The 10,721-nt window shown below is 43.9% G+C and carries 7 protein-coding genes, 1 tRNA gene and 1 pseudogene; 7 read left to right on the top strand and 2 right to left on the bottom strand.

Annotation, left to right across the window (positions count from 1 at the left end; all coding sequences use genetic code 11):
• Positions 1-581: 581 nt before the first annotated feature.
• Together QT979_RS18165 and QT979_RS18170 are read left to right on the top strand one after the other, a co-directional pair.
• Entirely contained in the window at positions 582-1,292 is a 711-nt protein-coding gene (locus QT979_RS18165) for a peptidoglycan-binding protein (protein WP_333311317.1), read from the top strand.
• A gap of 223 nt (positions 1,293-1,515) precedes the next feature.
• A tRNA-Leu gene (locus tag QT979_RS18170) sits at positions 1,516-1,597 on the top strand.
• Positions 1,598-1,971: 374 nt separating this feature from the next.
• Here the strand turns inward: QT979_RS18170 and QT979_RS18175 are convergent.
• Positions 1,972-3,728 (bottom strand): annotated as a pseudogene (locus tag QT979_RS18175) (IS1634 family transposase).
• 401 nt (positions 3,729-4,129) lie between these two features.
• Between QT979_RS18175 and ahcY the strand changes: the two are divergent.
• The 3 genes from ahcY to QT979_RS18190 all read left to right on the top strand — a co-directional run bounded on the left by ahcY (position 4,130) and on the right by QT979_RS18190 (position 7,777).
• A complete protein-coding gene (gene ahcY / locus QT979_RS18180) occupies positions 4,130-5,407 on the top strand; it encodes an adenosylhomocysteinase (RefSeq protein WP_333035008.1) in 1,278 nt (425 codons plus the stop codon).
• Positions 5,408-5,575: 168 nt separating this feature from the next.
• Positions 5,576-6,178: a DedA family protein gene (locus tag QT979_RS18185; protein ID WP_333210756.1), complete on the top strand. Its 603-nt coding sequence runs from the start codon at positions 5,576-5,578 to the stop codon at positions 6,176-6,178.
• 174 nt (positions 6,179-6,352) lie between these two features.
• Complete coding sequence (locus QT979_RS18190) at positions 6,353-7,777, top strand: NADP-dependent isocitrate dehydrogenase (RefSeq protein WP_333210758.1); 1,425 nt, start codon at positions 6,353-6,355, stop codon at positions 7,775-7,777.
• A 182-nt stretch (positions 7,778-7,959) separates the two neighbouring features.
• Here QT979_RS18190 and QT979_RS18195 read toward each other — a convergent pair whose 3' ends face one another.
• Positions 7,960-8,568 carry a glutathione S-transferase N-terminal domain-containing protein gene (locus tag QT979_RS18195; RefSeq protein ID WP_333311318.1) on the bottom strand — a complete coding sequence of 203 codons (609 nt, stop codon included), beginning with the start codon at positions 8,566-8,568 and terminating at the stop codon, positions 7,960-7,962.
• 137 nt (positions 8,569-8,705) lie between these two features.
• Here QT979_RS18195 and QT979_RS18200 point away from each other — a divergent pair, with 137 nt between their 5' ends.
• Both QT979_RS18200 and QT979_RS18205 read left to right on the top strand, forming a co-directional pair.
• Positions 8,706-9,098, top strand: coding sequence for a DUF2358 domain-containing protein (locus tag QT979_RS18200; protein WP_333311319.1), 393 nt, complete (start codon positions 8,706-8,708; stop codon positions 9,096-9,098).
• Positions 9,099-9,397: 299 nt separating this feature from the next.
• On the top strand, positions 9,398-10,570 hold the full coding sequence (locus tag QT979_RS18205; protein ID WP_333176612.1) for a TRC40/GET3/ArsA family transport-energizing ATPase: 1,173 nt from the start codon (positions 9,398-9,400) through the stop codon (positions 10,568-10,570).
• The last annotated feature ends 151 nt before the right edge of the window (positions 10,571-10,721 follow it).

The following is a 10,721-nucleotide window of genomic DNA, read 5'->3' on the forward strand; positions in this document are numbered from 1 at the left end:
TTGGTATCGCCATTATTCATCTCTCTCTTCCCTTTCTCTGTATCCTCTGCGTCAAGAGGGGTTTAATAATTCCCATACAACCGAAATTGATATTACGGGGAGATTGAAGGAAAAAACTTCGCTTTTCATAGATCAACTTTGTAGAAAATTCGCCTGTAAAGATTTGTGAATGACGGCAGGTTTTGTACCATAAGACTGAGGCTAAAAGACGTGGTTTATACGAAAATATGAGCTTTGGTAACGAAACATCTCGGAATCAAGTGGGTTTATTAGGAATAGTGCGAACCGGCCCCTACTTCTAACAGGTAAGTTGTGAGTGCTGGTGTCCCGAGTGCTGAAATTCTAGAGACCGGGGCAGATATAGCAACCGCGCCAGACGCTTAGAACTTTCTTAATGGCTCAAACCAATGCGGTCTATTACCCCTTCCCTCGGACTTCTTCTTACCCGATGGCGAAGTAGAAGGGCATTCTTCCCTCTTGCTTTTGCTATATGTCTCAGAAAGCTGTCCGGGTAATACAATTAGATTTAGAAACTTGAAAACAGGGAAACCCTGTCAAACCTTACTAACAGGATGAAATTTATGCGTGTGACTACTGTTACGATTTTCAGCTTGATCGCTCTGCTCGCTCCCGGCTTAACCCGAAAGGCAATTGCTGCTTTTGACTCCGAGCCTTTGGTGCAGGAACAGTACCGCAGAGACTTTACGGCTCCCGCCGATCCGGGTGCGTCAGCATCGCCCGAGGGAAAGTCCGAAGCAGATATGTTTAACAAGCCTTTTTACGCGGGCGAGCAGGCGCCAGTCAGAAAGGAAAAAACTATCTCGGCGGGAGCTGATGGGCCAGAAGTTGCTGCCATACAGCAACGGTTGCAGGTGCACAGTTTCAAGGTGGGGACGATCGACGGTTCCTATGGCTCTCGCACTACATCGGCGGTTCGTGCCTTTCAGCAGTCTAAGGGTTTGAACTCAGACGGCATTGTGGACAAAGAAACTTGGACAGCTTTAGCAGCAGATCCGGTGCCTGCTCCTGAAACTGTGCAGAACAATGCTCCAATTCTGAGCAATGCTGCTGTTGCTGGCAATCCTCCAACTCTTCTAAATAAAGGCGCTGTAGGTTCCAAGGTGAAGACGCTACAGGTGCGTTTGGAAATGCAGGGTTACGATCCGGGCCCGATCGACGGCATTTTTGGCGCTCGCACTGCTACGGCTGTCAAGAACTTTCAGAAATTTAAGGGTTTGACGGTTGACGGCATGGTTGACGAAACAACCTGGAAGGCGCTGGGCCAAAAGTAAGCGACGAGTGAAACATACGGAAAATTGCTGTGGCGATAACTCATGATTGAACCCGGTGTGCCAAAATGACCGGGTTTCTCGATGTTGGGCGATCGAGCAATTTGGTCATCCGCCTGCGGATTTATCAGTGGGTCGCTGTGTTTTATCTAAAATCTAAAATCTAAAATCTAAAATCGATTGACCGATCGCTCTGTTGTGTGCTATAGTATTAAAATGTCAAAATGCGGATATGGCGGAATTGGCAGACGCGCCAGATTTAGGTTCTGGTTCCGAGAGGAGTGAAGGTTCAAGTCCTTTTATCCGCATAACAGATTGTATTCCCAAACTAAAAACCCCCACCCTTGGTTTAGCAGAGTTTGTGCTGCCTTGTGAACGGCATCCCGGAATTGAAGGTTGTATTACAACCCACATTCCGCAGTTCTGGCTTTGATGACTAAGGATTTTCATACATTCAGTGTAGGAAAAATGTCTGTGCCTATCTTTTCTAATTTTAGTATCATTATTTCCCGATTTTGGCGACATATAAGAAATTTGAATTCACAGATATTTTCTAATATATTCCTTCGGCAATATCTGAACTCATTCTTCCTAAATTAGCCATCACAATTCCGGCAACATGAGTGTTCGGTTGCCACTTATTTGAATTTATTTAACAATATTCTCCGGTTTGTTTTCCGAGTTACCCATCTTCAACTATTAAATAATATTGACCGCAAACCTTTCCTAAATAATTTAATATCTCCCGACGTTCCTTTGTTAAGTTGCTTATTTGTTCGGCTCCATTTAGGTTGACTAAATGTACGGCTTGAAACCTCTAAAATACCCACCACATCGTCGGTTTATTTGTCAATTTCTTGACCTGGTTTCTGATGCTGGCATTGGCTGATTCTAATTCTTGTCTCAACTTTCTTATTCGCGAGATTATATACTAATAAACATACTCCCATTATCATGGCAATTGCTTCTACTCTCTGGGGTTTTTTCACGAAGACGCTTGATGTGAAAAATAATGGGTCTTTTAAAAATATAAATCCTCTTTCGTTACTTTGTTGAGCTTTGTATTCTTCTAATATTTGCTGGTTGGTTATTTCGTTTTTATCTAAAATGTTTGTTGCCAGTATAACTCTCCCTGCTTTGATTTTTTCGGCTGATATTATTTCGGGTCTGGTTTCTATTTTACCGATTATTTCATAGGATATTTTGTCTATATTACTAGCTCTTTTGGTGGTTTGTTTTTGTTTTTTATGGCTTTTTTCTTGACATTCAATTTCGGTAACTTGGTGATATTTCCATGTGTCTGATAGATTTTTTATTGCGGTTTCTGCGTCGGCAACACAGGCAAAGTTTTACCGGGACAGCTTGCGTAGTGCGGCTTGGGCGCTTGATTCTTGTTTGTTTACTTGTTTGTCTATTTGTTTGATGCTTGCTTGTTTCCTGAGTTCACTTTCTATGACTAACAATCTTTGTTTTATGTTTCCATATTCGCTAGCTATTTCGGCTATCTTATATCCTTTTTTTGAGCTTGATGGCCATTCGCTTTCTTGGATGTCTACGATTTGATCTTGGGCTGATTTTATGCTTAATGAAACTCTTGTTATCCATTTGATTCCTGTCATTGCTGATAGGTTTTTCCTGGTGTATAAGGCGCTGTCTGCTACGCAGATTCCTTCAAATGTCCACTGTTTTTTGATTTTTTTTAGTCTTGATACGAATACGCTTTTGTCGTCGATGTTTCCTGAATCTATTTTTAGATATAGTGGTATGTCTCCGTCTCCTGTTACAATCATGTCTATAGCAAAACCATTTGATTTGTAAACAATCGATTCAATCATCACAAGCGTTTCAGGTTGTTCTACATTCACGACTCAAATAGACTTGCTATATGATAAATTGTTTGAGGTCGGGTCGATGGTCTCTCGAGTATCCGTGAACTATTTCTATTGGTTTCATTTGTGATGTTTCTGGTCCGGGCTCTTTTTCTGTTTGGTCGCTGTTTTCAACTTGAGTTTTATATTCTCCTTGTACATACATTGAACTTCCATCTAAATGGATGCTGTTCATTTTTACTTGGAATTTATGGGCGGCTTTTATGGCGATTGTTGTGAAGAGTTTTGTGGTTCCCACTTGATAATATTTATCAAGGGTTCTTCCCAGTCTATCGTCGTTTAGATGTTCGGGTAATATTCCCTTTCCTATTAGATGTGATGTTGCTTTTCCTACGGAAAATTCCTCAAATATGTATAATGGGGCGCTTAAAAATCCTAGTCCATTCAAAATCATTGCTTTCATGACTTGTCCTGGGCTGAGCATTTCTTGGGTTGTTATTCCTACTATTTTATTGACTTCTTCTACTAATTCCATCTCGTCTATTATGCCTGCTACTATTCCTAAATGGTCTAAATTTAGGACTTTTATGGCTTCTTGATGCTCATTCATGGTTTTTTCCTCTTGGCTCCTAGTTCGTTCATTGTATCTCAAAAAAGCCTGAAGTGATTACGGGGCAATCACTTCAGGCTTTAATTTTTAAAATTTATAACCCTCAATTGTATTTAAAGACCTGCGGAATCTGGGCTCAAACTGCCAGAAGCCCAAGTGAGAGTGTCAAATAATTCCAGAACGCCACGCTAACACAAAAGATTGAGATCGATCGCCCGACAAGGATGTTTGACTATCACTGTGCGGGTGACTCCATCGACTAGCTCGCTAATCATTAAAACACAATCAAAATTTAAGATTAGCCGCGCCGACCCCGATCGAGTAAAATCACAGCACTTGCCCCCCGATGGGTTAATCTGCTAAAACTAACAAAGTTTGATGATTTCTGAGAAATAACATACATGGTTGCTACATCCGTCAAGATTAAACACGAAGTCAAAGACTTGTCCCTCGCCCCCTTGGGAAAGCAACGCATCGAGTGGGCAGGCCGGGAAATGCCCGTTTTGCGGCAAATTCAAGAACGCTTCGCTAAAGAAAAGCCTTTCGCTGGCATTCGCTTGGCCGCTTGCTGCCACGTAACCACAGAAACCGCTCATTTGGCAATCGCCATCAAACTCGGCGGTGGCGACGCCGTACTGATCGCCAGCAACCCCTTGAGCACTCAAGATGACGTAGCAGCTTGCTTAGTTCAAGACTACGGCATTTCCGTCTTCGCCCTCAAAGGAGAAGATGCGGCTACCTACGAACGTCACGTCTACACAGCCCTAGACCACCGCCCCAATATTATCATCGACGACGGCAGCGACGTTGTAGCCGCACTAATCCAGCACCGCCCCAACCAAATTTCCGACTTAATCGGAACTACCGAAGAAACTACCACAGGCATCGTGCGCCTGCGGGCCATGTTGAAAGACGGTGTGCTGACTTTCCCCGCGATGAACGTCAACGACGCCGACACCAAGCACTTCTTCGACAACCGCTACGGTACCGGTCAATCTACCCTAGACGGCATTATCCGCGCTACCAATATTTTGTTAGCCGGTAAAAATATTGTGGTTGCAGGTTACGGTTGGTGCGGCAAAGGCACGGCACTGCGCGCCCGTGGTATGGGTGCTAACGTAATTGTCACCGAAATTGATCCGATTCGGGCGATCGAAGCAGTGATGGACGGTTTCCGCGTCATGCCGATGGACGAAGCAGCAACAGTCGGAGATATATTCATTACCGTTACCGGCAACAAACACGTCATTCGTGCCGAACATTTCGAGACAATGAAAGACGGCGCAATTGTTTGCAATTCCGGTCACTTCGACATTGAAATTGACCTCAAATCCCTCGGCGCAAAAAGCACCGACGTGAAAACAGTCCGGTCTTTCACTCAAGAATATCACCTCAATAATGGCAAATCGATTATTGTGTTGGGCGAAGGTCGTTTGATCAACTTGGCAGCAGCCGAAGGACACCCCAGTGCCGTGATGGATATGAGCTTTGCTAACCAAGCTTTAGCCTGCGAATATCTAGTTACTAACAAAGGCAAACTAGAGCCTGGTATTCACTCAATTCCCGTGGAAGTTGACAAAGAAATTGCCCGTCTCAAATTGGAAGCAATGGGTATTCACATTGATACTTTGACTGCCGAACAAATTGAGTACACAAACTCTTGGACTTCGGGCACTTAATCATAGTATTCTCGTTCCCGGACTCGGCCTGGGAATGAATACAAGGAGGCTCTGCCTCCCTCAAGGGGAGTCGAGGCAGAGCCTTTAGATATGTGTTCCGCGGCTGTGCCTGGGAACGAGCAATGACTAATGACTAATGACTTCTTCTTACCAAATTAGGGAATCAAAATGGTTGAATGGATAACTAACACAATGCAGTCTATGGGCTATTTCGGAATAGGGCTGTTGATGTTTTTAGAAAATCTTTTCCCCCCCATACCCTCAGAATTGATTATGCCGCTGGCAGGATTCACGGTATTCCAGAACAGAATGGAGTTTTCACCGGCGATCGCAGCAGGAGTAATCGGTACAGTTCTGGGGGCGCTTCCCTGGTACTATGCTGGTAAATTATTGAGCGAAGAACGCTTGAGGAATTTAGCCGATAAATACGGGAAGTGGATCACAGTATCGGGCGCCGATATTGACAAAGCAAATAGATGGTTTAATAGACACGGCAACAAAGCCGTGTTTTTGTGTCGCCTCGTACCGGGAGTTCGTACCCTAATTTCTCTGCCCGCTGGCATCAATAATATGCCTTTAATTCCTTTTTTAATCTACTCAACAGGCGGCACTCTTTTATGGGTAAGTTTTCTGACCTTTGCCGGATATAAACTAGGGGAAAATTATACACTTGTAGAGGATTATCTCGGGCCGATTTCCAAAATAGTTGTGGTGATTATAGTCATCTGGTGTATTTTATGGATAGTGAAGAAGAATATGCAAAAAGAATAAAATCATAGATAAATGCAGACATCTGCGTTTATCTGCGTTTATCTGCGTTTATCTGCTATTATCTACGGTTAAAAATCAAGTTATCAAAAATTTATACAAATATTTAGGATTGATTGAGGTTTAGGCAGACAATCGTGGCAAAATAGGGAACATTCCTATCCGCGCTGTTAAGATATGTACGAAAAAATTGTAGCCCCAACAACAGGTTCTAAAATTACTTTCAAAGACGGTTCGCCGATTGTCCCCAATGACCCGATTATTCCCTTCATTCGCGGCGACGGTACCGGCGTTGACTTGTGGCCTGCATCCCAGAAAGTCATGGATGCTGCGGTAGAAAAGGCTTACGGTGGCGATCGAAAAATCAACTGGTTTAAAATCTATGTAGGCGACGAAGCTTGCGATGTCTACGGTACTTACCAATATCTGCCCCAGGATTCCTTAGACGCCATCAAAGAATACGGAGTCGCCATCAAAGGGCCACTGACAACCCCAATCGGGGGCGGAATTCGATCGCTAAACGTAGCTTTGCGGCAAATCTTTGACCTTTACGCCTGCGTGCGGCCCTGCAAATATTATGCTGGAACACCATCGCTACACAAAACTCCTGAACTCCTAGATGTAATTATTTACCGGGAAAATACAGAAGATATTTACCTCGGAATTGAATGGGCTAAAGGCAGCGAAATTGGCAAAAAATTGATTGAATTCCTCAATAATGAGCTAATTCCAGCAACACCAGAACATGGCAAAAAACAAATTCGCCTCGATTCGGGAATCGGAATTAAACCCATTAGCAAAACAGGTTCTCAGCGTTTAGTACGGCGCGCCATTACCCACGCTTTACGGTTGCCGAAAGATAAGCAGCAAGTGACTTTGGTGCACAAAGGCAACATCATGAAATATACCGAAGGAGCTTTCCGAGATTGGGGTTATGAATTAGCAACCACCGAATTTCGCGAACAGTGCGTAACGGAAAGAGAGTCTTGGATTCTGGGAAACAAAGAAAAAAAATCCGACATTAGCTTAGAAGATAATGCTCGCCAAATAGACCCGGGATACGATGCTTTGACCCCCGAAAAACAAGCCAAAATTCGTCAAGAAGTAGCCGACGTTCTGTTTGCAATTTGGGACAGTCACGGCAGCGGCCAGTGGAAAGAAAAAATCATGGTCAACGACCGAATTGCTGACAGTATTTTCCAACAAATTCAAACCCGACCGGCCGAGTATTCGATTTTGGCGACAATGAATCTAAACGGGGATTATTTGTCCGATGCGGCCGCCGCCATTGTCGGTGGATTGGGCATGGGCCCCGGTGCGAATATTGGTGATGAATGTGCAGTTTTTGAGGCCACTCACGGCACTGCACCGAAACACGCTGGTTTGGATAAAGTCAATCCCGGTTCCCTGATTTTGTCCGGGGTGATGATGTTAGAATACATGGGATGGCAGGAAGCAGCAGACTTGATTAAGAAGGGTTTGGGAGCGGCAATTTCTAATGGTGAAGTTACTTACGATTTGGCGAGGTTGATGGAGCCTCCGGTGCCTGAGTTGAAGTGTTCGGAGTTTGCTGAGGCGATTATTAAGCATTTCGCCGATTGAGTTTGAGGGCTTTTTTTGAACAGGCTAGAAGCCCGTTCCACAACCAGTCAATTTGCTTATAGGGTGGGCTTCTAGCCCGCCCGCTATTTCGTAAGAACGGGCTAGAAGCCGGTTCCACAAAAGTCCATTTGCTTGTGGGGTGGGCTTCTAGCCCGCCCGAAAATACAATTTAGATGGGGGGTTTATAATGATGGAACAGCCATTCCGCGCTCAACTGCGGGACGTTTCTGCAAGGTTTCTACCCAACGTTTGAGGTGGGGGTGGTTGTCGAGGGTTAATCCTTGAAATTCGTAAATAGCAACCCAGGGATAGATAGCAATGTCGGCAATAGAATAGTCGCCGCAGATATATTCATATTTTGCTAGTTGAGTGTCTAATACTCCGTAGAGGCGCAAGGTTTCTTTTTCGTAGCGCCCAATCGCATAGGGAATTTGTTCGGGTGCAAAGCGTTTGAAGTGGTTTAGCTGACCAAACATCGGGCCGACGCTGGCCATTTGAAACATCAGCCACTGCATAACTTGAAAGTATTTTTGTTTGTCTGTGGGCAGAAATTTGCCGCTTTTTTCGGCAAGATAGATCAGAATAGCGCCGGACTCGAAGAGGGTGATGCCGTTATCTCGATCGACTATCGCCGGAATTTTGCTGTTGGGGTTGATGGCAATGAACTCTGGGCTAAATTGGTCGTTTTTTGTGATGTCTATGACGTGCACGTTGTAGGGTAAACCTATTTCTTCGAGCATGATCGAGACTTTGCGGCCGTTTGGAGTGGTAAAAGTGTAGAGGTCGATCATAGTTGTGATGTTAAGTTGAAAGTTTGCAAGGCAGGAAATAACATGATATAATATCACAATTTGGACAAGATTTGCGGATTTTATATCTATTGTGTTAAAATTATATTCTAATAATAGAAGAATAACGATCGCTCGAAATGGATATTATTGAAATTCTCAAAGACGATTATCAAAGATTTCCCGATAATCAGACTTACAGCATCTATGCAAAAGATGTTTATTTTGAAGATCCGGTGAATCGATTTACAGGAGTCGATCGCTACCGCAAAATGATCTGGTTTATTGGGACTTTTTTTCAGGATGTAAATCTCGATTTGCACGGGATTTCGCAGTCGGTAGATACTATAGAAACTCGCTGGACTCTGAGCTGGATCGCACCGCTACCTTGGAAGCCGAAAATGGCGATCGCCGGTAGGAGCGAACTCAAAATCAACAGCGACGGTTTAATTGTTTCTCACATCGATTACTGGAACTGTTCGCGGTTGGATGTACTCAAACAGCTTGTATTTTCGGTGAAAACTAATGTTTGAGAATTTGGCTTAGGTTTGTTAGCAATAAAAGATGGTGTTTCAAGAGCGAGATCCCTTTTTTAACCGCAGATGTTAGCAGATAAACACAGATGAACGCTGATGGATTTTTATGTGTTGCAATTGATATCTGAGATAAGTAATTTTAACTGATGTTGACATGGCAGCAATTTCGTGTATTACGGGAAATGTGGTATGTCCGGCGGGTGCTTGTCGCCAAAATTAAGCGCCCACTAAATTAATCTTTGTTACAGAACGTTACAATAAAGAAGTAAAGAATTTTCAGGCGAGCTAAACAATCAATGCGCTTAATATTAATGACTGGAAAAGGCGGCGTGGGCAAAACCTCCGTAGCCGCTGCGACTGGGCTGCGATGTGCCGAATTGGGATACAAAACCCTAGTGCTGAGTACAGATCCGGCTCACTCCTTAGCCGACAGCTTTGACATGGAACTCGGACACGATTCGCGGCTGGTGAAACCGAATTTGTGGGGAGCAGAATTAGACGCTCTCAGGGAATTAGAAGGCAATTGGGGAGCAGTTAAGCGCTACATTACTCAAGTCTTGCGAGCGCAGGGGCTCGAAGGGGTGCAAGCTGAAGAATTAGCCATCTTGCCAGGAATGGATGAAATCTTCGGTTTGGTGCGAATGAAGCGACATTACGACGAAGGCGAATTTGATGTTTTAATTATCGATTCTGCTCCGACTGGCACAGCATTGAGACTGCTAAGTTTGCCGGAAGTTGGCGGCTGGTACATGAGAAAATTTTACAAGCCACTCCAAGGCATATCAGCCGCCCTTCGGCCTTTAGTTGAACCTATTTTTAGACCAATTGCGGGTTTTTCTTTGCCAGACAAAGAGGTGATGGATGCACCTTACGAATTTTACGAACAAATCGAAGCTTTGGAAAAGGTTTTAACTGACAATACTGTGACTTCGGTAAGGTTAGTTACCAATCCCGAAAAAATGGTAATTAAAGAGTCTCTGCGCGCTCATGCCTATTTGAGTTTATACAATGTAGCCACTGATTTAGTAGTAGCTAACCGGATTATTCCTGCAGAAGTAACTGACCCATTTTTTAAACGGTGGAAAGAAAGCCAGGAACAGTACCGTCAGGAAATTCACTCAGATTTTATGCCGCTGCCAGTTAAGGAGGTGCCACTTTATTCTGAAGAAATGTGCGGTTTGGCAGCTTTGGAACGGTTGAAAGAAACTCTTTACAAAGACGAAGATCCAAGTCAAGTTTATTACAAAGAAAATACGATTAAGATCGTGCAGGAAAACAATCAATATAGTCTTGAACTGTATTTGCCCGGAATTGCTAAGGATCAGATCCAGTTGAGCAAAACGGGAGATGAGTTGAATGTTCGGATTGGCAATCACCGCCGTAATTTGGTGTTGCCGCAAGCTTTAGCGGCGCTCCAACCTTCGGGGGCGAAGATGGAGGAGGATTATTTGAAGATTAAGTTTGCTTAATTAGGGCTAAAGTCCTCACTACGAACCTTGTTGGATTTTTTAGTGAGGACTTCTATTCTTTCTTTTGTTTTTAGCTGTACTTTAGACTAAATAAAGATGAGAACGGTGGCTTTGAGAAGAACTAAAGCCACCGCGCCGGGAGAGAATAAGG

The organism is Microcoleus sp. w2-18bC1 (genome assembly GCF_036700365.1).
Classification (GTDB): domain Bacteria; phylum Cyanobacteriota; class Cyanobacteriia; order Cyanobacteriales; family Microcoleaceae; genus Microcoleus.